At 50.9% G+C, this 24,439-nt stretch carries 13 protein-coding genes; 6 read left to right on the top strand and 7 right to left on the bottom strand.

What is annotated here, in order from left to right:
• Positions 1-64: 64 nt before the first annotated feature.
• From EPD17_RS07415 to EPD17_RS07400, 4 genes are read right to left on the bottom strand one after another with little or no spacing between them, the layout of a single operon-like run.
• Positions 65-1,609: an IPT/TIG domain-containing protein gene (locus EPD17_RS07415; RefSeq protein ID WP_132053059.1), complete on the bottom strand. Its 1,545-nt coding sequence runs from the start codon at positions 1,607-1,609 to the stop codon at positions 65-67.
• 29 nt (positions 1,610-1,638) lie between these two features.
• Positions 1,639-2,787, bottom strand: a complete 1,149-nt coding sequence (locus tag EPD17_RS07410; RefSeq protein ID WP_132053057.1) for a glycan-binding surface protein — start codon at positions 2,785-2,787, stop codon at positions 1,639-1,641.
• Positions 2,788-2,822: 35 nt separating this feature from the next.
• Entirely contained in the window at positions 2,823-4,544 is a 1,722-nt protein-coding gene (locus tag EPD17_RS07405) for a RagB/SusD family nutrient uptake outer membrane protein (protein WP_132053055.1), read from the bottom strand.
• Between the two features lie 10 nt (positions 4,545-4,554).
• On the bottom strand, positions 4,555-7,644 hold the full coding sequence (locus EPD17_RS07400; RefSeq protein ID WP_204743350.1) for a SusC/RagA family TonB-linked outer membrane protein: 3,090 nt from the start codon (positions 7,642-7,644) through the stop codon (positions 4,555-4,557).
• A 342-nt stretch (positions 7,645-7,986) separates the two neighbouring features.
• Here EPD17_RS07400 and EPD17_RS07395 point away from each other — a divergent pair, with 342 nt between their 5' ends.
• Together EPD17_RS07395 and EPD17_RS07390 are read left to right on the top strand one after the other, a co-directional pair.
• Positions 7,987-8,874 (top strand): AraC family transcriptional regulator, encoded by an 888-nt coding sequence (locus EPD17_RS07395; protein ID WP_132053051.1) that lies wholly within the window; start codon positions 7,987-7,989, stop codon positions 8,872-8,874.
• A 391-nt stretch (positions 8,875-9,265) separates the two neighbouring features.
• Entirely contained in the window at positions 9,266-10,858 is a 1,593-nt protein-coding gene (locus EPD17_RS07390; RefSeq protein WP_132053049.1) for an NAD(P)/FAD-dependent oxidoreductase, read from the top strand.
• A 273-nt stretch (positions 10,859-11,131) separates the two neighbouring features.
• Here the strand turns inward: EPD17_RS07390 and EPD17_RS07385 are convergent, their stop codons facing one another.
• Positions 11,132-12,127: a zinc dependent phospholipase C family protein gene (locus EPD17_RS07385; protein WP_132053047.1), complete on the bottom strand. Its 996-nt coding sequence runs from the start codon at positions 12,125-12,127 to the stop codon at positions 11,132-11,134.
• 228 nt (positions 12,128-12,355) lie between these two features.
• Here EPD17_RS07385 and EPD17_RS07380 point away from each other — a divergent pair, with 228 nt between their 5' ends.
• Entirely contained in the window at positions 12,356-13,309 is a 954-nt protein-coding gene (locus EPD17_RS07380) for an ABC transporter ATP-binding protein (protein WP_114237157.1), read from the top strand.
• A gap of 66 nt (positions 13,310-13,375) precedes the next feature.
• Positions 13,376-14,698: an ABC transporter permease gene (locus EPD17_RS07375; RefSeq protein ID WP_132053045.1), complete on the top strand. Its 1,323-nt coding sequence runs from the start codon at positions 13,376-13,378 to the stop codon at positions 14,696-14,698.
• A gap of 489 nt (positions 14,699-15,187) precedes the next feature.
• Here EPD17_RS07375 and EPD17_RS07370 read toward each other — a convergent pair whose 3' ends face one another.
• Both EPD17_RS07370 and EPD17_RS07365 read right to left on the bottom strand, forming a co-directional pair.
• A complete protein-coding gene (locus tag EPD17_RS07370) occupies positions 15,188-16,108 on the bottom strand; it encodes a S66 peptidase family protein (protein WP_132053043.1) in 921 nt (306 codons plus the stop codon).
• A complete protein-coding gene (locus tag EPD17_RS07365; RefSeq protein ID WP_132053041.1) occupies positions 16,105-17,130 on the bottom strand; it encodes a S66 peptidase family protein in 1,026 nt (341 codons plus the stop codon). Before EPD17_RS07365 ends, EPD17_RS07370 begins: the two co-directional genes overlap by 4 nt.
• Before the next feature lie 250 nt (positions 17,131-17,380).
• On the opposite strand from EPD17_RS07365, the gene metG reads away from it, so the two are divergent.
• Together metG and EPD17_RS07355 are read left to right on the top strand one after the other, a co-directional pair.
• A complete protein-coding gene (metG, locus tag EPD17_RS07360; RefSeq protein WP_132053039.1) occupies positions 17,381-19,546 on the top strand; it encodes a methionine--tRNA ligase in 2,166 nt (721 codons plus the stop codon).
• A 695-nt stretch (positions 19,547-20,241) separates the two neighbouring features.
• Complete coding sequence (locus tag EPD17_RS07355) at positions 20,242-24,063, top strand: hypothetical protein (RefSeq protein WP_132053037.1); 3,822 nt, start codon at positions 20,242-20,244, stop codon at positions 24,061-24,063.
• Positions 24,064-24,439 lie beyond the last annotated feature (376 nt).

Genomic DNA, 24,439 nt, shown 5'->3' with positions numbered 1-24,439 from the left:
TTACACAGTGCAAACATTAGGGCTATTCGGTAGCAAAATTTAGCCGATTGTGCCAGTTGCCCGATTAATTTAAACCAAGGGCATCTACGTAAATAGAATAGCCGCTTGCGTTACTGTATTCTTTAACCAGGATCTCTGTGATTTTACCGGTTGTTGTCAGATCTGCAATTGGAATGGAATAATCTGTCCACTTGCCCTCTACTACGGTAATGGTATATTTATCTGCACCGTTTATGCCAATGCTTACCCTTTTGCCGCCACTACCTGGCGCTCCATAAATGGAAATTTTAAAAGTAGTATAGGAGCCAACATTAACATTAGCACCGCCCAATTGCAAGGGCGAGCCATAACCTCCAGTATAATTTATTTTTATGGAGTTTGTGCCTTCCCGCACAGGAGTGGTATTAGCGTAATCACGGGTACCACCCCAGCCGTCACCTACCCAACCGTTCCAGTTGGTTGTATTGATCGCATCTTTATAAAATGGAAATGCAATAGTGGGCGGAGGTACGGCACCTGCAATCTTTAATATTTCACCGGACTGCACGGTTAGGGTTGAATTTTTTACGTGCAGTGTTACTTTCCCTTCTGTAACACCTGTAGGCACCCGCACTACGATTTGGCTGGCAGATTGACTCACGAAAGTTTTAACCGCCGGCGCATTCTGAAATGCAATCGAATCGACCAAATTGAGGTTGGTGCCGGTGATGGTAATATTTGTTCCGGGCTCTACTGCCGTTGCCGGAATGGTTGCTACCGATGGAAGCATTACATCAAGTTCCAAGTCGCTAACAGTTTGTACACCTGAAAGCGCTTCCAGCGTAATCTTACCCTTGCGGGTGCCTGCCGGAACTGCAACAACTAACTCTGTTTGGGACTTGCTCACAAATGTGGTTATTGGAGCCGATACACCCGTAAGGATTACTTTATTGGTGAGGTCCAGATTTGTTCCGCTAATTGTAACATTCTCTGCATGCTTCACCGGGTTGGGTGCCAGGCCTGTTACCAGGGGCAAGGTTACTTTCAGTTCCTGCTCTGTTTCCATCGTCAGGGGCTCGGTGCCACTGTATGCCAGTTCCAGTGTACCGGTTTGCGCATCGGCAGGCACGGTTACTTCTATTTTATCCCATGCCTGGCTAACAAACGTGGTTACTTCTTTGCCGTCGGCAAATGTGATGGCGGTAACCCAGTTGAGGAATGTACCGGTGAGGGTAACATTGGCACCGGGGCGGGCTTCTGCCGTAAGTGCCGTAACAGTTGGCGCCACTTCAAAATTCAGTTGTGTTTTTGAAGCAATGTCACCATCGGGTGTTTTCAACGTAACCGTACCCCGCACGGCAGCATCCGGTACAATCACCAGGATTTGTTCCGCGTCTTGTTTTTTAAAATCCTTTTGCTCAACCAATGCGCCGGTAAACTGGATGGCGGTAACCTTGTGCAGGTTGTTGCCAATAAACCAAAGCGTATCGCCGTGCATGGCGCCGGTGGGGCCAAATGAAAGCAGTTCTACAGGGCCGTTGGCCTCATCATCTTCCTTGGTGCACGACCATACACCGATGGCCAGCAGCAGCAACAGGGAAAGCAGTTTTATATTAAATGATCGGATCATTTTGTTGGTTTGAATTCTTTACAGAAGTTTTAGTTATGCACTTTGGGCACTACCCTGAAGTTGTCGAAAGCAATATCGGCATCCAGCTCGCCGGCACCAAAAATGAGGATGCGTGACCAGTATCCATCGGGATTGGGTGCAGGCCTGTTTGTATAGCTTTTGATGATGTCTTCAAAAGGAATGATCACGGTATTCCACTGCCCTTTCGAATCGTATGGCGGGTTCCATGCATAGTTGTTGTTGTCCTCTGCACTCAAACCTGCGTTGATCACGATTCTGTTGGAAGTGTAAGGCTTTAGCGTGTTTACCTCAAATTTCAGGTAATAGTTCTCTGGCTTCAGGATGGCTTCGTCGGGAATGTTTTTGCTGTACGAAGGCATAGAGCTGGCTGCGCCACCTGCTACTTCCGGCGCTTCCCATACCCACGATTTTACCAGCTTGGTAAAACGGTAGTAGTTGCCGTTGATGCGGGGTGGTGCTCCGGGCTCCAGGTTGGTTACATGGTAAGTTGCCCACCAGCCTTCATGCGGATCGCCGCCAATAAAGATGTTGCGGTTATCGCGGAACCAAAAATCAGATTCGGTTTCACCAAAATTGGTTTTTACCGTAATGGGCCCGGGTTGTGCACCGACGGGCACCCGCACCTGAATGAGCTGGTCTTCCACTTTTACCAGTTCGCCTTTTACGCCACCGGTAAAGTTTACCTCCAGCGGCTCGTAAAAATAATTGCCGCGAATGATGGCAATATCGCCTTCGTTTACATACTCCGAAAGCATGCCGTTTACCTGTGGCTCGCTGATCTGTACTTCAAACTTGTGGTTCAGTACAAAGCCGTTGGCAAATACCAACTTCAGGTTGTTGGTCACCTCGGTTGGAATGCGACTGGGCACACTCACCAGGATGGACTTATCGGTAATGTAGGTCGGCGTCAGCACTGCTTTCTGGTCGTTAAACCAGATCTCCACGGCGCCACCCAGGTTTTCGCCCATGATGGCAATAAGCTGGCCTTGGCCTGCGCCAATGAGCAGCGAATCTTTAGAGTCCGGGCTGGTTACACGAACGTACCGAACACGTGGCTCGCCGCCATTGGGCAGGTCGTCCTTGGTGCACGATGTATATATGCCCATCACCGCAAAAGCAGCAATAAACAGGAGCAACGTTTTTGTTATTGTTTTCATTTGACTTGCAAATAATGTTGTGAATGAGGTTTTGATTATGGGTATTCCACTGCAGCTTCTGCCAGCCATGGTGCCTGGGTCATTTCAGCGGCCGGAATCGGCAGGCGGAAGTTACCCGAGGTTGCATTGATCATGCGTGGGTTGGCAGGTGGCGTGGCCCATGGTGTTTTCTTGATCGTCCAGGTTGATGCATTATTTACATTGTCTGGAGTAACGTAGTAAAAACCGCGGTCCTGCGAGTTGAGGATACTGTATGCTTTTGCAGGGTTCCAGTAGTGCAGCGCCACCAGGTCGTACCAGGCCCTTGCTTCCATAGCAAACTCTTTAAAGCGTTCGTTCAGGATATGGTCCAGCGTCAGCGGAATGGCAGCACCGGTCGAAGGGTCGGCCAGGTTGGCCATGCCGGCACGGTTGCGGATGCGGTTGAAATAAGCCAGGGCCTGTGCATCGGTAGTGGATGCGCTGTTGCCCAGGGCTGCTTCGGCATAGATCAGGTACATTTCTGCAAGGCGCAGCATGTAGGTATTGTTGGGATAACGCTGCGGCTCAATGGTGGGAATACCAAAGTCCTTGCCCTGCCCGATCACATATTTTTTTATGTTGGCAAAATTGCGTTCGGCATCCAGGGTGTAGGGCACCACGTAAGGCTTGGTGTCCACACGGTTTACGGTGCGGGTAATTTCAGGATAGCTGAAACCAGGCAGCATAAAGGTGGCACGCAGGCGCTTGTCAACAGTGCGGCCCTGCAGCATGGTATCACCGGAGGCAGTAAAGCCTTCATATTGGCTCAACATCCACCAGGTTGCAGCTTTATCGCCACCCCATCCTTCGGGGCTGATTTCGCTGCTTGGGTTGAAATGCGAAATAGCCGCATTGCCCAAACCATAACCGGCATTGCCCGGGATAAAGGCCCACTGCAATTCAAACAGGGACTCGTTGTTATTATCGTAAGGATATTTAAACAAATCCTCGTAGTTGGTGAGCAGGGCTTTGCCACTGTTGGCAATTACGTTTTGCGCATAGTATTTAGCACTGTCCAAAAACGCCTGGTTGCGGGTAGCACCAGTTGCTTCCACACCGGCACGGGTCAGGTAAAAACGGGCCAGCATGCCTTCCGCACTCCAGCGGGTTACCCGTCCGGGTGCTGCGGTCTCGGGCAGGTCGGCGGCTACGGCACGCATTTCACGGGTCAAAAAACGCCAGATGCTGGGCACGGTTGCTTTCTTCACGGTCGGGTCCGACAGCAGGTCGAGGTTGTTTTCAATCACCGGCACTTCGCCCCAGTTCATCGTCAGCAGGCTGTAGGCCACGGCACGCATAAAGCGGGCTTCGGCAATGGCTGTTTTTTTAGCCACCGGCGTAACGGCTGCACCGCCATAGCGGTTTACGTTGGCAATGGCCAGGTTCGATTGGCCCACCACTACAAAAAGCGACTGCCATGCCCTGCGGTTTTCAGGCGTCAGGTCGGTGGTGTTGAATTCTACGTTAGAGCGTTCGTTGTAGCCGCGGAAAGCGGTACCGGCCCGAATGTCGCCAATGGAAAACGCAGGGTTTTCATTATAATCAAACCAAACCTTGTTGTACAGCAAGGCTGTTGCAGCCTGCAGTTGTTCGTCGGTTTTATAAAAATTCGCATCCACAATCGCATCTGTGGGCGGTCTTTCCAGGAAGTCTTTTTTACAGCCGGCCAGCAGCACCAGGGGCAGTGCAAATGCGGTGATGTTTTTCCAGCCAAATTTTATATTGATCTTTTTCATTGGTCTTTTTTTAGAAGTTTACACCCAGTGTGAACGAGTAGATGGGGGTTAACGGATAGCGGCCGTAATCGAGCCCGATGGCCTGGTTGCCACCGTTTACGTTGCCACCTACGGAGGCACCTACTTCCGGATCGTACCCCGAATACTTGGTGAAGGTGTACAGGTTTTGGATGCCCAATGTGCCGCGGATACCGCTCACCAGCTTTTGGCGGGCCAGGTAAGTTGCGGGCACGTTATAACCCAGCGAAACATTTTTGATGCGCACAAACGAACCGTCTTCCACCCAGCGGGTGCTGATCACGTTGTAGTTGTTGTCGTTGGGGATTTGCGAGCCGGTAAGGCGGGGAACATTGGTGTTTGCATTTTCAATACCCACCACGCCGTCTTTTTCGGCCAGGCGTGCATAGTTCATGGCATCGATCATCAGGTTGCGGCTGGTGTAAAAGCGGGTGGCTTTGTTGTTCACCATGTTCAGCATGTTGTAAATGTCGTTGCCGAATGTGCCGGTAACCAGTACGCTCAGCTCAAATCCTTTGTAGGAAAACGAGTTGGTTAGACCGCCAAACAGTTTGGGCCATGGATTGCCGATGTATGTTTCATCGTTGAAATCAATTTTACCATCGCCGTTCTGGTCGCGGTATTTAACATCTCCTACCCACACACCGGTTGGATCGGTGGGGATGCGGTTGCCATTGTTGTCTACCCGCACAGCGCTTTTGTTGATCTCATCTACCGACTGGAACAAACCTTCGGCCACATAGCCGCGGAACAGCCAGGGCTCCAGGCCTACAGCCGAACGCTGCACCCAAGTTTGCGACCAGTTGTCGTACCACGAAGAGGTGCGGTCAATCACGGCAGCATCAGAGTAAAACCTTTTCACTACGCTTTTGAAATGCGACAGGTTCAGGTTGGTTTCCCACTTGAAGTTTTTGTTGTTGATGTTCGTAGAGTTAATGGCAAAGCCCCAACCTTTTGTTTGCATGGCGCCGATGTTTACCACCGGGTTGCCTACCGAGCCCTGGCCCTGTGTGCCCATGTAAAAAGGCAGCGGGTTGGGCATGATCAGGTTGTCGGTGTTTTTGATATAGTAATCAAACTCCAGCGAAATGCGGTTTTTCAGCAAACCCAGGTTCAGACCAATGTTGTCGGTGCGGGTTTCTTCCCAGGCCAGTGCGGGGTTGCCATAAGCATTGGGCAAAAAGCCGTTGCCGAGATCGGAAATGCCGGAAGACAGCGGCGAATAAATGCCGGTGGCACCGCCCTGGTTACCGGTAAGACCGGTTTCCACACGCAGTTTCAGCTCGGAGATGGCAGGAATATTAAAGAATTTTTCCTGTGCTATGCGCCATGCGGCAGAAATGGAAGGAAATGCACCCCAGCGTTTTTCCGGGCCAAAACGAGCCGAACCATCAGCACGGTAGGTACCGGTGATAATGTAACGGTTGTCGTAGTTGTAGTTGATACGACCGAGGTATGACTCCTGTGCCCAGGGGCCGGAACCACCGCCTACGGTGCCTTGTGTACCGGAGGCGTTCAGGTCAAATACATCGTTGGTCAAAAAGCCTGCACGACCAGCGCTTATGTTTTTCCACATCGACTCCTGCGACTCGTGGCTGGCCATGGCGGTAAAATTGTGCTTGCCAATTTGCCTGGTGTATTCCAGCAACTGGTTCCAGTTCCAGTAAGTGCTCATGTTTACATTCTCGTTCAACGTAGCACTGTTGTTGATGGCCCAGCCAATGCGGTATGCAGGGTTGAAATAAAGTGAGTTGCCGTACGCAATGTCGGTATTGAGCGATGTGCGGAACGTGAGGCCTTTGGCCAAGTTCAGGCTCAGGTTCAAACCACCCCAAAACTGGCGCCTGCGGTTGGTGTTGGTGCGCAGGTTGGCAATGGCAATGGGGTTAACTGGTGCAAATTGGGTTGCGCCGTTTACTTCGTCGCCACCACCCCAGTCGCCGTTCAGGTTTTTCACCGGCACCTGCGGCGTAAGCTGCAAGGCATCGGCAATTACGTTTTCCGAAGATGTGGTCAACTTTTCATTGGTTTGGCTAAAGCTCAGGTTGGCACCCAGTGTGATCCATGTGCGGGGCTTGTTATCCAGGTTGATGCGGAAGCCGTAACGGTCAAAACCGGAGCCAATGGCCACGCCTTCCTGCTTCAGGTATTCACCCGACATGTAATAAGTAGTGTTGTTGTTACCACCGCTGATGCTCAGCTGGTGTTTTTGCATGGCTGCGTTATTGAACAATTCGTCTTGCCAGTTGGTGCCGGTGCCCAGGATGGAAGGATCCAAAAACTCCTGCGGCGTGGTGCCGCCGGCCAGCGCATGAAACTCTTTGCGGGCCTGCGCATACTGGCGCAGGTTCATTACGGGCAGGTCGGTGGGCGGTGTTTGAATATTGTACTGGAAGTTGTAGTTCAGTCTTGCTTCGCCCGATTTACCACGCTTGGTGGTAATGAGCAGTACGCCGTTGGTGGCTCGGCTGCCGTAAATGGCCGTAGCAGACGGGCCTTGCAACACCTGGATGTCTTCAATGTCGGAGGGGTTGAGCGATGCCAGCGGATTGGACGAGTTGGTAGTACCGCCGCCCTGGATTTGCACACCGTCAATTACATAAAGCGGCTCGGTATTGCCGCCAATGGTGCTTACACCGCGGATGTTAACCGAGATGCCGCCACCGGGCTGACCCGAGTTTTGGGTAATATACACACCGGCGGCCCTGCCCTGCAGTGCCTGCTCTACGGTGGTGTTTACGGTTCTTTCAATTTGCCGGGCCGATACCGTTGTTTGGGCGTTGGTCAGGTTAGCGCGGCGGGCGGTGCCGTAGCCTACCACCACCACTTCATTCAGTTTGTTTTCCGCCTGGGCCATTTTTACAGTAATGGAGGTCTTACCGGTAATGGCAATTTCCTGTGTTTGCAGGCCTACATACGATACGGTTAGTGCTTGTGCCGAAGCGGGAACAGAGAGGCGGAATACACCACGTACGTCGGTGGTGGTGTTGAGGTTGGCGCCTTTTACAGCAACAGTTGCGTTTTGGAGCGGGGCCCCGGTGTCATCGGTGATCACCCCGGTGACCTCCCGATTCTGGGCCATAGTTACGAAGACAGCAAGAGCACACAACATGGTTGTGAGCGCCCTGCGGATGCGATGTCCTTTCATATAGCAAGACTATTTTGTATGTCAAAACTAGGTGGTTAAATGCGACAAACAATGATACTTTTTTATTCAACTCTGATACTATTTAGCATATTATTTTAATAAGTGTAAACAAAACACTTTATAACATGATGCAAATCATGTGCATACATGACAACTGTACAATTTCAAAATATTGGTACTATTCTTACCAGTTTTCTATAGCTTTATTGCCGACGAGTAGCTGATACTCTGCCGTATTTAAGTTAAGCTTGCCAACATTTAATCGCTTTTCAGCTCATGAAAGATCAAATCATGAAAGAGCTGATACCGCTGACGCAAAACGATTGTTTTACCGTGTTTAGCCGTATCAAGTCGGGTTTCGATTTTCCCCTGCATACCCACGACGAGTTTGAACTCAACCTTATTTTGAACGGCAAAGGCGTGCAACGCGTGGTGGGCGACCATATTGGCGAACTGGAAGACGTGGAGCTGGTGCTGGTGGGATCGGGGGTGCCGCATGCCTGGTTTACCCACAAATGCACCAACGAAGAGATCCGCGAGGTGACGATACAGTTTCACAAAGACCTGATTGATGAAAAACTGCTGCGGCGCAACCAGCTGGCATTTATCCGCAAAATGTTTGAGCAGTCGGTTCGCGGCATTCTTTTTTCGCCGGAAACCACCCGCATGCTCATCGACCGGCTGCTGAACCTGAACCAGAAACATGGCTTCGATTCGGTGCTGGAGCTGTTTTCTATTCTGCACGACCTGTCGGTGTCGCGCAACATGAAATTTTTATCCGATGTAACGTTTACGGCCAACCGCACCCCATCGTACAACAGCCGCCGTATTGAAAAAGCAATGGAATACCTGCACGCCAATTTTGAAAAAAACATCACCCTCGGCGATGTGGCCCGCCTGGCCAATATGACGGAAACGGCATTCAGCCGGTTTTTTAAAACCCGCACCGGCATTAATTTTATCGACAGCCTCAACGACATCCGCCTGGGCCATGCCAGCCGCCTGCTGATTGAAACCACCGGTTCTGTTTCGGAAATTGCTTACAACTGCGGCTTCAATAACATGGCCAATTTCAACCGCATTTTCAAACGCAAAAAAGGCTGCACACCGAAGGAGTTCCGGGAGAATTATTATAAGACTTCGGGGGTTAGGGTTTTTATTTAGGAGATGCTAGTTGGGAGTTTGTAGTTGGTAGTTGATAGTAGGTAGTAGAGAAACTGCCAGCAAAAGCCCATTGCAAAATACTATGTGCCTCCGCCATTGCGAGGCGCCGAAAACACTTGTTGATTAAAGCCATTTACCGCGCCGAAGCAATCCCCTAAACACCCGTTCTCGTTCAACACATCCATTATAAACGAAAAAGCTAAGACGCTACGCAAGCTGAAGATTGCTTCGGCGCCTGAACACCATTGTAATCATTAAATACTGCTGCGCCTCGCAATGACTGAAGCTCCCAACTGTCAACTCCCAACCACAATCATCCACCATCCACCATCCATCATCACTCCCTTCATCCATCCTCCCTACCTTTGCATGCTGCACAAAGCAGCTTTTTATGCAACAAAAAATCAGCCTCAGAGTTCTGCCTTCAGAAGCAGCCGATGAAGCAAGCCTCCTCAACATTGTAGCCAAAGCCTGCGCGGTAAAGCAAGCAGAAATTACCGGCTACAACATTTTAAAAAAATCAATCGATGCCCGCAGCCGTTCGCAGGTGTGGGTAAACCTAACGCTGCAGGCGTTTATCAACGAGCCTTTTCAGCCGCATGCCCTGCTGCCGCTCTATTTGCAGGATGTGCACGGGGCAACAAAAAAAGTAGTGGTAATTGGCGCAGGTCCGGCCGGGCTGTTTGCTGCCATTCGCCTGATTGAATTGGGCATACAGCCCATTGTGCTGGAACGCGGCAAAGATGTGCGCAGCCGCCGCCGCGACCTTGCCGCCATGAACAAAGAAGGCATTGTAAATGCGGAAAGCAATTACTGTTTTGGCGAAGGCGGTGCCGGCACTTATAGCGATGGAAAACTGTATACCCGCAGCAACAAACGCGGCGACATACAACGCATTCTTTCCATACTCGTTCATTTTGGCGCAGCCAAAAAAATACTGTACGAAGCGCATCCGCATATCGGCACAAACAAACTGCCGCACATCATGGTGGCCATGCGGGAAAAAATCATTGCCTGCGGCGGGCAGGTGTGTTTCGAAAAAAAAGTAACCGATTTTATCATCGCCGATGATACATGCACCGGTGTAGTTACAGGCGATGGCGAACGCATTGATGCAGATGCGGTGATCCTGGCAACGGGCCATTCGGCGCGGGATATTTTTTATTTATTTCACCAGAGAAAATTAGCGATCGAGTTCAAACCGTTTGCACTGGGCGTTCGCATCGAGCACCCGCAAACACTTATCGACAGCATTCAATACCATGCACCGCAGCGCGGCGAGCACCTGCCGCCGGCATCGTATAGTTTGGTGCAACAGGTGGAGCAAAAAGGCGTGTTTTCATTTTGCATGTGCCCCGGCGGCATCATTGCACCGGCAGCAACGGCACCCGGCGAAATTGTGGTCAACGGCTGGTCGCCATCAAAGCGCAACAACCCTTTTGCCAACAGCGGCATGGTGGTGACCGCGGATTATGCGGACTTGCAGGATTTACAGGACTTGAAAACGTTTATTAAGCAAAAGGAACTACCAAAAGGCAAAGAATTACTGGGCCTGCATTTCCAGCAAATGGTGGAGCAACAGGCCTTTGTCGCAGGCGGTGGCAGCCTGGTGGCACCGGCACAGCGGATGGAAGATTTTGTCAACAATAGGGCCACCGCATCCCTTCCCGATTGCAGCTACCTGCCCGGAATTACTCCTGCCGATCTGCGCAGCGTGCTGCCTGCATTTATACATAAATCGCTGCAAGGTGGCTTTAAAGAGTTTGGCAAAAAGATGCGCGGGTACTTGACCAACGAAGCGGTGGTGGTGGCTACGGAAAGCCGCACTTCATCGCCGGTGCGCATACCGAGGGATGCGGATACATTACAGCATCCGCAGATTGCTAATTTATACCCGTGCGGCGAAGGCGCTGGATACGCCGGTGGTATTGTCAGTGCAGCAATGGATGGCGAACGGGTGGCTGCGATGATTGCAGCAATATGACAGCAGCAACCACAATTTTTATCGATAAAATCCTTTCTGAATAAACAGGATAATTTAATATAGGATAAAAAAAGTGCTTCCAACCCGGAAGCACTTTTTTTATTTTCCAACCGATATTTAAGTATCGCCGTGTTTAGCGGAAGTGTCATGCCGAACTCCATTCGGCATCCCCTTTGACTGTCGTAAAATCTGCTAATCGGGGAGCTGCCGAAAGGAGCTCGGCATGACGTTGCTGCAGTTCAAAAACACAACTCGATAGCTTTTATCTATACTCTATTCTTCACTACCACCCTGCGGCTGCCGCGACAGCAACAATCCGTCTTCAATCAAATCATTGTCCTTAAACGAACGCACTTCTTTGCGCAACGCTTTTTTGTTTTCTTTACTGATGAGTGCCGCCTTCATCAAATCGGGCTTGCCGGCATCCACCCAGCAGGTGTACCAAAAATCGGTGATCAGTCTTGCCGACAACAACAGCCGTTCGTTTACCGTTCCGCCCAGAGCTTTTGCATAAGCCCTGCCAAATGCGCTGGAATAGCTGCGGCTTTGCCGGCCGTTGCGCATCTGGTAGCGATACTTGGTGCTATCATTAAACCCTTGCGATACTTCCCGTTCAATGCGCAATACATCATCCACCAGCGTAAAGCCGCCGCGACACGCTTTCCAGATGGCTTCTTCGGGATCTTTTAAATAACGAGCACGGTGGCGATTGTACAAATTATACTGGTTCATTTCCAGCTCGGGCACCATGCTTTCCCATAGGCTGTGCAGCCCTTTTTGATCCGAAAGCTGACCATCATAATTAACCGTAGTATGCAGCGGCACATGCGCATCGGCAATATAGTGGCCCATATCGGCGGCGTAAAACAAAACACTGTCCTTGTTGCCATTGCGCATAGCACCGGTCAGCTTTTCTTTCATCATCATGACCACGTAAGGCACGTAGCCATATTTCTCCAATGTATCTTTTGTGTATTTGGCCACGGCTGCATCCCATTGATGCGGCATTTTCCAAAGCGACGAATCGCCATAAGGCTCCGCATCAATAAAGTGCTTGGGCGCTTCGGTTTTGTCGGTATTGCGGCGCTGGTCGGGGCGCACCGATTGGCGCACTATATAATCTTTATTGGTATAAAAAAAATTGCGCAGGTTTTTGGGCAACTGGTAAATGGCCAGCTGGTTAACGGTGCGGTGCACCAAAAAACCCCAGCCGGAGCAAAGAACGAGCAGGGAAAAAAGCAGGGTACTAGCCAACAACAAACGTTTCATTCCGAAAATTTCTGCAAAGTTGCAGCAATTTGCCTACATGCATCCTTCTTCGCCGCTTGCCCGCAAATAATTCCGCTTATCCGCCAAATCGGTCCATACCAAACGGCTTAACGCTACCGAAGGCGCCAGCTATGTGGCAGAAACTTTATCTTGCCAGCAGAAAATTGACATTGAAACTGCCGGTTGCCTCCCACCAACCGTTATTACTCAAACTGGAACTGCACACACATGTATTTACTTGAAACCAGAAACCTGAAAAAGTATTACGCCACGCAAAAAGCGGTGGATGATATTTCCTTCGGCATCGAACCCGGAAAAATATTTGGCCTGCTGGGCCCCAACGGCGCCGGCAAAACCACGCTGCTGCGCATGATCACCGGTATTTTTTACCCTGATGAAGGCCAGATACTTTTTGAAGGCAAACCCTTTGATCCGCAAAACGACATTGGCCGCATTGGATACATGCCCGAAGAGCGGGGCTTGTATAAAAAAATGAAGATCGGCGAGCAGGCACTGTACCTGGCGCAGCTGCGTGGCCTGTCGAAATCGGAAGCGATGGAGGGCATCAAAGAATGGTTTGTAAAACTGGAAATGGAAAGCTGGTGGAATAAAAAAGTAGAAGACCTGTCGAAAGGCATGTCGCAAAAACTGCAGTTTGTAACCACTGTGCTGCACCGCCCCAAGCTCATTATCCTCGACGAGCCGTTCAGCGGCCTTGATCCGGTAAACAGCAACGTGATCAAAGAAGAAATTCACGAACTGGCACGCCGCGGCGCCACCATAATTTTCAGCACCCACCGCATGGAGCAGGTAGAGGAAATCTGCGACCAGATTGTGTTGGTAAACAGGGGTAAAAAAATACTGGACGGCACGGTTAAAGAAGTAAAACAACAGTTTAAAAAACACCTGTTCCGTGTTGGCTTTGAAGCATTGCCTGCCTTGCAGGAAACGCCTGTATTTTCAGTAGCCGATGCCAGCAAAGATGGCACACTCACCGTAAAGATCAACGACGGCTACGGCCCCAATGCAGTGTTGCAATCCCTGATGCAGCAGGGTGCCGTTATCCATTCGTTCAACGAAGTGCTGCCTTCGCTCAACGACATCTTTATTCAACTGGTGGAAAGCACACCAGCCAGCAGACAGTTTTTAAACCGTGAAGCGTCAATGGCGAATGGCCGATAAGCAAGATTGCTAAAACATTCACCATTCACAATTGCCCATTCACTTCTTCACCACAACCCCACCAACATGAACAAAACACTCATCATCATAAAACGCGAATACCTAAGCCGTGTTCGCAAAAAAACATTCATTCTTTCCACGCTGCTTACGCCGTTACTGTTCGCCTTATTTTTTGCCGTTGTTATTTATATAACGGTAAAGAATGTACGCAATGAAAAAGTAGCCGTAATCGACCCAACAGGCATTTTGCAGCAAAACCTCACATCGAGCAAAGCAGTAAACTACCAGTTTACCACCGATGCCGATACGGGCAACTTTTTGGCAAAAGGCTTTACCGCTGTATTGTATGCGCCCAACACAGGCATCAACAACACCGGAAATTTCAAGCTGGTTTCCGAAAAAAGCCTGAGCCGCGTAGCCAACGAACGCATTGAAAAAGACATTACGCAGGCACTGGAAAGCAACCTGATTTCGCAGGAGCTGCACATCAATCCAAAGCAGATCGATTCGCTGAAACAACAGGCCCGCACCATCAGCATCGACGCGGTGAAAAAAGATGAAATGGGTGAACTCTCATCTTCCAACTTCGACCTGGCCAGCGGCATTGGTTATGTCACTGCGTTTTTAATTTACATCACGCTGTTTGTATATGGCGTGATGGTGATGCGTGGCGTAATGGAAGAAAAAACCAACCGCATTGCCGAAGTGATCGTGTCTTCCGTTAAGCCATTTCAACTGATGCTCGGCAAGATCGTTGGCATTGGCGCAGTCGGCCTCACACAATTTCTGATGTGGATCATTTTACTGGCGCTGCTTTTTTCGGGCATATCCATGCTGATCCCCGCCAGCGTAATGGAGCAGGCTGCGCAGGCCGGCGGCGGCATGGGCGGTGCCAATGCACAAACCTCCGATGCCATCCGCAACATTGCATCGGCACAGCAAACCCTTTCGTCGGTCAACTGGCCCATGGTGATCGGCTCATTTATCTTTTACTTTTTGGGTGGCTACCTGTTTTATGCATCACTATTTGCCGCTGTGGGCAGCGCGGTAAACGAAGATGCGCAGGATGCACAAAGCCTCACCTTCCCCATCACCATTCCCATCATTTTGGCCATTGTCATCATGATCAATTCCATCAACGATCCCAGTTCCACGCTGGCCGTTTGGGCGTCCATTATTCCGTTTACTTCGCCCATTGTCATGATGTCGCGCATACCTTTTGGCGTACCCGATACGGTGCCTTACTGGCAACTTGGTTTGTCGGCGGTGCTGCTGGTAGCGGGCTTTTTAGCCACCACCTGGCTCAGCGCCAAAATCTATCGCACCGGCATTTTGATGTATGGTAAAAAACCAAGCTGGAAAGAAATGATCAAATGGATTTCGCGTTAATTGCATAGTCTTTATTGAAACAAAAATCCCTGCACCAACATGCGGGGATTTTTTATGTTACCAGCTTCAGTGCAGCTGTCATCGTTCCTTGCGTCGCACAATGCATCGTCCGGCACTGCGCTCAGCGTTTTGAAAATGTAAACGGTAAACAAGCTTCATAGGCACTAAATTAAAGACTAACTGTTTACTGCACGCCAACAACGCAAGCATTATTAAAGTACACAAATGCATTACTTAATTTTTAACCAACCGCAAAAGCATCATATTGCTACATTCTAGGTAGACCAGCTTTTATAGACTCCCTCTATCACGCATTCGAAAAAATCGATCAATAATCTCCGGAAAAGTTTACACATTTGTCCCAGCCAAGCGGCAACAATTGAAACGATCATTTACTACGCAGTAACTCGAAATAATTACAACGGAAACCCAACGAAAAAGGCTGTCCCACAGGACAGCCTTTAATTTTTATCACAGCAGCTGTAGCCATTATTTTGCTACTATTTCACTCAATCGAACGCCGGCTTCATCCACCACCAGTTTGTGCGGCAAGCCATGCTTCAAAGCATAGTTCTCGTTGGTATGGCTCACCGGGAAGTTGTAGCACACCGGGAAATCATATTCTTTCACCGCGTCTTGAATGATCTCATAAGCGGTAGCACCAAATGGCCGCTCGGTATCTTTTACATCGGTAAAGCCGCCCACTACCAGGCCAGCAAGTTTTTTCAATTTGCCGCTGCGTTTTAATTGCAGCAGCATCCGGTCGATGTTGTATAGGTATTCGCCTACATCTTCGATGAAAAGGATTTTATTCTTCGTAGGCAGGTCCGATGCAGTGCCCACCAGGTGCGCCAGCAGCGTCAGGTTGCCGCCAACTAAATTCCCTTCTGCTTCGCCAGTGCGGTTTAGCTGGAGCGGCTCGCAACGAAAGCTGGAAGCTTCCCCAGTCAGCGCCGACCGCAGCGATGCCACATAAGGCGACATGAATCCTTCATCGTTGAAAGCAGCCGCCATCGGCGCATGCAGTGATGCTATTTTATGCTTGCGGTACAAGTGTGCATGCAACACCGTTATATCGCTATATCCAATAATCCACTTCGGCGCTTTTTTGAATTTTTTAAACGATAGCTTGTCTATGATGCGGCTAACGCCATATCCACCCCGCACACATAGAATGGCTTTGATGTGGTCGTCGTCCAGCATCCGCTGCAAGTCGGCACACCGCTCTTCATCGGTGCTCGAAAAATAATTATCCGAGTGGCTGTGTACCGTTTCGCCAAGTGCTACCGTGTAGCCCCAGTCGCCCAATACATCAATGCAGGTGTGAATTTTTTCGAACGGCATAAAGCCGGCCGGCGCCAGCAGTCCGATGGTGTCGCCTTTTTGCAAATAGGGTGGAATGGTGATCATAATATTTCGGTGAGTGAAACTACATCATTATGCACGAACAGTTGATGCCGTACCCCACATTTCAGCGCAAAGTTGGCCCGCTGGTGGCCCACCGGAAAATCAAAACAAACCGGGTAGTTATACCCCGATATTTTTTCCAGCACAATCCCCTCCAAAGTTTTACCAAACTCCGCTCCCTCTTCATCCGGTTTGATATTGAAGCCGCCAATGATCAATCCGTTTAGGTAGCTTAGTTTACCCGACCGCTTCAGGTTCCAGAACATCCGGTCGAGGCTGTACAGGTATTCGCCGGTATCTTCCACAAAAAGTATTTTACCCTTTGTATCAATATCCGATGCGCTGCCGCACAGCGATTCGATGGTTTTGAGGTTGCCGCCAACCAGCACACCTTCCGCTGTGCCGGTCCGGTTGTGCGTGTTTGGCAGCGCACCGTACCGCATGGGTGCCAGTCCCATCAGGGCATCTTTTATGGAACCGATCGTTGCCAATTGAATGGGTTCGGCAGTGGCCCAGTCATCGGGAAAGCTGTTGGTCATTTTGGAATGGATGGTTGCTACTTTGCACTGGCTGTGGATATGCCCATGCAGCACCGTTATGTCGCTAAAACCAGCCACCCATTTGGGATGTTTTATAAAATGTTTCCAATCCAGCGCATCCACAATACGTACGGCGCCATAGCCGCCACGGGCACACAAAATGGCCTGGATGTCCGGATCATCCAGCATTTGCTGCAGGTCGGCACGACGCTCCTCATCGGTGCCGCCAAACGTAAAATGCTGCAGTCCGATGGTTTGGCCCAAACGAACTTTAAAACCCCAGGACTGCAGCACGCCAATGGCCGATTGCATTTCGCCGGCAGAGATGGCACCGGCCGGCGCTGTAATGCCGATGATATCGCCAGCCTTTAAATAAGGCGGAATGCGTATGCCCCTTGCCGTTGGCCCCGCACCTGCAACCAGTGGGTCGGCCACCGATGCCAACCCGCCCGTTGCAGCCAAATGCAGGAATTGCTTTCGATCCATTGGTCCAAATTACAACAGCGCTACAACTATCTGCAAACAGGAAAACATAAAGAAAACAACTCAAGCAAACCCGCACTTTCCCAAATTAATAAGCTGCCCACAGACACTTTTTTTGCCTTGAACGCTATGCGGTATTTTTGCCGCCAGGCCGGACACAGTTTAAAGTTTAAGGTTCAATGTTTAAAGTTGTACATCCAACCTTAAACCTACACCTGAACCCTTGGCCACAAACGCATCAACTTTCCATAGCATGAACCAACCTAAAAGATATTTGATCACATCGGCACTGCCTTATGCCAACGGCCAAAAACATATTGGCCACCTGGCAGGTGCTTATATCCCGGCCGATATTTATGTACGCTACCTGCGGGCACAGGGCCGCGATGTGGTGTTTGTGTGCGGCTCCGATGAGCACGGCACCGCCATTCCCATCCAGGCCATGAAGGAAGGCACCACGCCGCAGGCTATCATCGATAAGTACCACGCCATCATGAAGGAAAACTTCGAGGACCTGGCTATTTCCTTCGATATTTACGACCGCACTTCCAGCCCCATTCACCACGAAACCACGCAGGAGTTTTTTACTAACCTCAACGACCGTGGCGAACTGGAAACTGCCGAAACAGAACAATATTTTGATGAGCAGGCGCAAACCTTTCTGGCCGACCGCTACATCAAAGGCACCTGCCCCAATTGCAGCTTTCCCGGCGCCTTTGGCGACCAGTGCGAAAAATGCGGCACCGCACTCAGCCCCGACGAATTGATCAACCCGGTGAGCACGCTGAGCGGCCAGCCGCCCGTAAAGCGGGCCACCAAACACTGGTACCTGCCCCTCAACCGCCACGAGGACTGGCTGCGCCAATGGATCACTGTGGATCATAAAGACGATTGGAAAGCCAATGTGCTGGGCCAGTGCAAAAGCTGGATCGACAATGGCTTGCAGCCCCGCGCCGTTACCCGCGACCTGGACTGGGGCGTAAAAGTGCCCCTGCCCGATGCCGAAGGTAAAGTGCTGTATGTGTGGTTCGATGCACCAATCGGGTACATTTCGGCCACCAAGCAATGGGCGCTCAACAACGGAAAATCCTGGGAGCCTTATTGGAAAGACAAAGAAACCAAGCTGGTGCATTTTATTGGCAAAGACAATATTGTATTCCATTGCATCATTTTCCCTACCATGCTCAAGCTGCACGATTTTATCGTGCCCGAAAACGTGCCGGCCAATGAGTTCATGAACCTCGAAGGCGATAAAATGAGCACCAGCCGTGGATGGAAGCTGGACATGCAAGATTACATCGACGATTTTATTAAAAAGGAAAATGGCGGCCCGCAACTGGCCGATGCCCTGCGCTATTACCTTACTGCCATTTTACCTGAAACAAAAGACAGCGAGTTTACCTGGAAAGGTTTCCAAGACGCCGTAAACAGCGAACTGGTGGCCATTTTTGGCAATTTTGTCAACCGCACTTTTGTGCTGATGCACAAACTGTGCGGCGGCAAAGTACCGCCCTTCCACAACGATATTGCCTCCGAAGCCGACAAAGGCCTGGTTTCAGAAATTGGCATCGCGGCAGCCAAAGTGGAAGATTTGATTGAAGCATACAAGTTCCGCGATGCGCTTTTCGAAGTGGTAGACCTGGCCCGCAAAGGCAACCGCTACATGCAGGAGCAGGAGCCCTGGATCAAAGCCAAACAAGTGGGCGAAGACGGCAAACCTAACGCCGAGGCACAAGCGCTGATCGACAATTGCCTGCACGTGTGCCTGCAATTGTGCGCTAACTTGGCCGTGCTTATCAACCCGTTTTTACCAAACACAGCCCGCAAAATGTGCCACATGATGAAAGTGGTTGACCGCATGCTGGAATGGAAAAATGCCGGGTCGATGAAGTTGCTCAGCACGGGCTATTCGCTGCGGGCACCCGAATTATTGTTTAGAAAAATCGAAGACGCCGAAGTGGCTTATCAAATGGAAAAACTGACCAAAGCATTGGAAGCATCAAAAGCAGCACAGGAACAGGCTGCTGAAGCACAACCCGCAACAGAAACAGCAGCACCCAAATCCGAAATCGCCAATCCGAAACCCGAAATCGTCGAAATTCAATACGATGATTTTGCCAAGCTCGACCTGCGCATTGGCACCATTACGGAGGCGGTAAAAGTGCCCAAAGCCGACAAGCTGTTGCAGCTGCAGGTGGATTTGGGGGCCGAAACCCGCACCATCGTATCGGGCATTGCGCAGCATTTTGCGCCGGAAAGCCTCGTGGGCAAACAGGTAATTGTAGTAGCAAACCTGGCGCCCCGCAAAATGCGCGGCATCGAAAGCCAAGGCATGATCCTGTCGGCCGAACAGCCCGACGGCTCGCTGATCCTCGTTGGCCCGCACAACCTCACACAACCGGGTTCCGGCGTAAAGTAACGGTTCATTCAAACCGCGATTAATCCTTTCAAAGCTTCCATCTCTTGAAGAGATGGAAGCTTTTTTTGTAGCCCGCTTTTACAGCGCTATTCGGCTCCTGTTGCGTCGCACACTTGTACATTCTGTATCGCTTATGGGCTCTACCCATGTACCTGTAGTAAACCATTTCCTTTCATCAGCTGTCATGCCGAACTTGTTTCGGCATCTCCCTCACTTAGCAGATTTTACGAATGTCTAAGGGGATGCCGAAACAAGTTCGGCATGACAAACTCTGATTATAATAAGTGGCAAACAATAGCAACGAAACCATACGCTTTGATTGCAACGCACTTTGCTCACCAATCATGCTCTAGCCCCTGTCATCCTGAGCATAGCGAAGGATCTAAGCCTGCACCGGCACAAGTTTCGAAATTCCCATTAGTCAAACTTTTAGTTAACTGTTCTATCGACAACACTCAGATGCTTCGCTGCCCTCAGCATGACAAGCAGAGCAACTCCATTTTTTACAAAAAATGGGACACCAAACTACACCGGCAGCTTCCGAACATGCGTATCTAAGTTCCATAGCAAACAGCTAAGCTCTTTACCCAGCGGCCAATCGCTTATATGGCACAGTTAATGATAAAAGGTTAATCGGCTCCGGGCATCTGTTGTACCTTGTATTGCAATCATGACCTTTAGCCCGGAACAAACCAATGGCAAGCACCGTCCGCAGAAAATGGCTCCGCATCATAGGTATTACCGGCATCAGCCTGCTGCTGTTGCTGGGCGGCCTGCATTTTTGGTTTAGCCGCAACGCCGCCCGCTACCTCGAGGGCATTGTAGCCACCCAATCCAATGGCAACCTGCAGCTCAAGGTCAAAGGCTTTTCATTCAACTACCTCACCGGTTTTGTGGAAGTGCGGCAGGGCAACCTCATTTCGATGGAAAGCACCGCCAACGCCGCCACTTACAACATCCGCCTCGACCGCCTCACACTGCACATTCAATCTTTCTGGCCGCTGCTTTTTCAGCGCAGGCTATTGCTCGATTCCATGCTGGTGCACAACCCCAGAGTGGAAATCTACCGGTGGCGCAAAGACTCCAGCAATCAGCGCGATCTTGTGTCACTGCCCGCCGAAATGGGCCGCCTGTACCAGTCGCTGCTCGACGGCCTCGATGCCATGGAGCTCAAACATATTTCCATCCGCAAAGCCGGTTTTATTTTATACAACAGAATACGCCCCGAGCGGCCGCCGGTAAGCCTCACCGGTGTTGATTTTTCCCTCAACTACCGGCCGGGCCAAACCGACTCCACAGCCCGCGACAGGTACCTGCCTGGGGTGCAAAACGTGTCGCTGCTCATCCCGGAACAGGGCCTCGTGCTGCCCGATGGGCGCCATAAACTGGCGTTTAAAAAAATTGAACTCGAGCTGTTTCGCCAGCGGCTGCAATTAGATAGCTGCACCATCAGCACCATCGACGGCCAGGCCAGGCGGGCCGACTTTGATCTTTTTTTCAAACAACTGCTGCTCACCGGTGTTGATTTTGATGCGCTGTACCGGCAAAACATGGTGCGTGCCGACTCGGTGTTTTGCCTGGCGCCTATGTTCCAGATCGACATCAACAACCGGGTAAAAAAGGACACCGCCGTTGCCATTAAAACACCAGACTTGCAGGAAGTGCTGAACGACCTGGCCGGCAACTTCGACCTGAAGTTTGTGGGCGTAAAAGAAGCAGGCTTCAACGTGGTGCTGAATGGCGCCAAAAAAAGAACGCTTTCCAACGATCGCCGCGATGATTTTTCGATGCACGGCCTGCGGGTAAAACCCGACAGCACCGAGCCGCTTTCGGTGCAGGAGTTTGACATGAACGTGCGGGGCTACAGCCTGTACAACGAAGACAGCTCCACGGTGTACCATTTCGACAGCATACAACTGCGCAACAGCCGCCTGGTGCTGCGCCAGTTTACGGCCACTACCACTGCCCGGAGCAACCCAGGCCGTAGCATCCGCCGCTACCGCATACCATACTTCGAGTTGCAGGGCATCGACTGGGAGGCACTCTTGTTTGAAGAGCAACTAAAGGCGCAGCAGGCCACACTGGGCGAACCCGATATTTATTTTAAAGCAGGCAGGCGCCAAGCCAGCCGCAAAAAAGTGTCGCTGTTTGAAGCGCTCCAGACCGCCGAGGACCAGCTAAGCCTGCAAAAAGTAACGGTGCGCAACGGCCGTATGCACCTGTTGCCGGCCAACGGCACCGAAATAAAACTGGCCGATGCCGACATGGTGATCCAGACCGCCTCACTGTTGCAGGCCCGCTCCGAAGCCGGCATCAAGCAAAGCGTGGAGCAACTGCATTTCGACCAGGGCACGGTACAACTGGGCGCCGCCACGGTGCAGTTGCGCGGTGTTGATTTTACCGAAAAAAGCGGACTGCTAGTTCAAAACCTGTCGCTAACCAGCAAAGGAGCAAAAGCACAGCTGCAGGGCGTTTCGCTCCGCGACCTCATTTTTGACAAACAAACCAACAACATTGAAGCGCAGGACCTGAGCTGGCGGTCGGGCACCGTGCAAATAGCAGGTTTAATTGGCGGCGGGCAAAAAGGCGGCGGCGGCGCTTCTTCCTTTTTGCTGCGCAATATTTCGGGCAATAATACACGGGTGCTTTTTGAGCAAAGGGGCACCCGTGTACAAACCGTTTTTTCCAGCCTGGGCGCCACCAGATTGAGCAAGCCTGCTGGCGGCAAACTAAGCGTTGATGGATTGAATTTTGCAACGGCGCCCCTCTCCTTTTCAACGCCTGATTTAAGTGCACATGCACAATCGGTGCGGCTTGCAAAAGACGGCCGTTTGCAAGTGCAGCAACTGGTGTTGAACCAGGTAAAAAATAAGGACAGCCTGTACTTACAAGTGCCCCGGGTCTCGGCGCTGGTTGATGTTGCGGATTTGGTGAATGGAAACATGCAGGTGCCACAACTCATTTTGCAACAACCTGAAATAAGGATGCAACAACACCTGCCCAAGCCTGCAAACAATGGCACGCCGGCGCTGTCGCTGCAACTGGCATCGGTGCGGCTGGAGGAGCCGCAGGTATCGGTTACCATTCACAAAGGCGACTCTCTTTCCCGGTTTGAATTGCCACGTAGCGACGGTGGCCTGTTACAAGTAAATGATGTTGCGATTGCACCATCCGGCATTTCGGTGGGCAAAATTGCGTTGCAATCGGGGCCGGCCTGGTTTACCCAACCCAATGGCGTACGCATGGGCACGGAAAAAGGCAGTGCCCGAATTGTTTTATCCCAACTAAAACGCAGCCTGGAAACAGGCAAACCGGCGTGGAGCGGTGTGCTGGATTCGGTTAGTTTGCTGTCGCCCAACGCGTTTACATTTGGCAAAGGCAGCCGCCTGCTGGTGTCGGAAGCTTCGGGGGGCAACCTGGTGCTGCAAACGGGTGGCCTTGGTGCTTTGCTGCGCAACCCCTCGGCGTGGATCCGCACCGGCACCGCCACTTACCGCGACAGCAATACGGTGCTCCATTGGGAAGGCGCCCGCTACGAAGCTGGTGCTAAAACCTTGTCGCTGGATTCATTTTCGGCCCGGCCTGCCCGCTCAAGGGAAGTAACCATTGCATCCACGCCCTACCAGATCGACTATGTAACTTTTACATCCGGGCCGGTAAAACTCACCGGCTTCGACCGCGATAAGTTGGAGCGGGACAGCGCATTTACCGCCAGCACCATTCAGTTGCAGCGGCCGGTAATTACTATTTACCGCGACAAGCGGCCGCCGTTTCGCTCCGGCATCAACAAACCGCTGCCGGTCAATGCCATCAAAGCCATCCGCATGCCGGTAGATGTAGGACAAGTGGTGTTGCAAAATGGCCTGGTGGTGTACACCGAACTGGCTGAAAAGAGCAATGAAGAAGGCATCATTTCTTTGACCAACCTGAATGCCCGGATTGGCAATATCCGCAACCGCAACCTGTCGCGGTCCGACTCGCTGTCGCTGCGCATTGATGCCCTGCTGCTCGATTCGGCACAACTGAGCCTGAACCTGAAAGAAAGTTATACCGATTCGCTGGCAGGCTTCCTCATGCACCTGCGCATGAAGCCCACATCGCTTACGTTTTTAAATCCGGTGGTGGCGCCGCTGGCTTCGGTGCAAATTGAAAGCGGCACGGTAGATTCGCTGTACCTCAACGCCATTGGCCGCGAAGATGTGGCCTTCGGCGAAATGCATCTTTTTTACCGCAACCTCCGCATCAAGTTTGTGCAGGTGGGCGAAAACAGCCGCTCAAAAGTGCTGCTGCGCCTGATGACCACGCTGGCCAATACTTTTTTCATCCGCAAAAACAATAATGGCCGCGAAAGCCTGATGTATTTTGAACGCCTCCGCGACCGTTCGTTCTTTAACTACATCGTAAAAATGACCATGAGCGGCCTTGCCTCCGGCGTAGGCGTGAAGAAAAATAAAAAAGCGCTGAGGCAATACCGTGAGGAGCTGGAGTTGTTGCGCGGGCATCCGTTTGAGGAGTAGGGAATGTCGAACAGACGAACAAGGAATTTCGAACAGAGGAAGTTCGTGAGAGAATATCGAACAAGGAACAAGGAATGATGAATTTCGAATGAGAGCAGCCGGGAATTTGGGAATTATGAATGTTGAGTTATGAATAATGAATTGAGGGTCACGTATCTCAAAAGGTGATGCTCACTATTTTAGAATTGGACGCCATTACGGTTTGAATATGTGGGCAGAGCCCACAACTGTTGGTAGCAATAGATCAAATGATGAAATCATTTTGGGCGTAGCCCAAACCTGCGCTTCAAATCGTTTGGCAAATAAATATCCGGCGCACAGCGTTGATCTACGATCAACAGGAAAATTGATAACGATGATGACAGTTTTATTACCA

This window comes from Pseudocnuella soli, from assembly GCF_004347775.1.
GTDB classification, from domain to species: domain Bacteria; phylum Bacteroidota; class Bacteroidia; order Chitinophagales; family Chitinophagaceae; genus Flavisolibacter; species Flavisolibacter aquaticus.
This window is presented reverse-complemented; position numbering and strand designations above follow the sequence as displayed.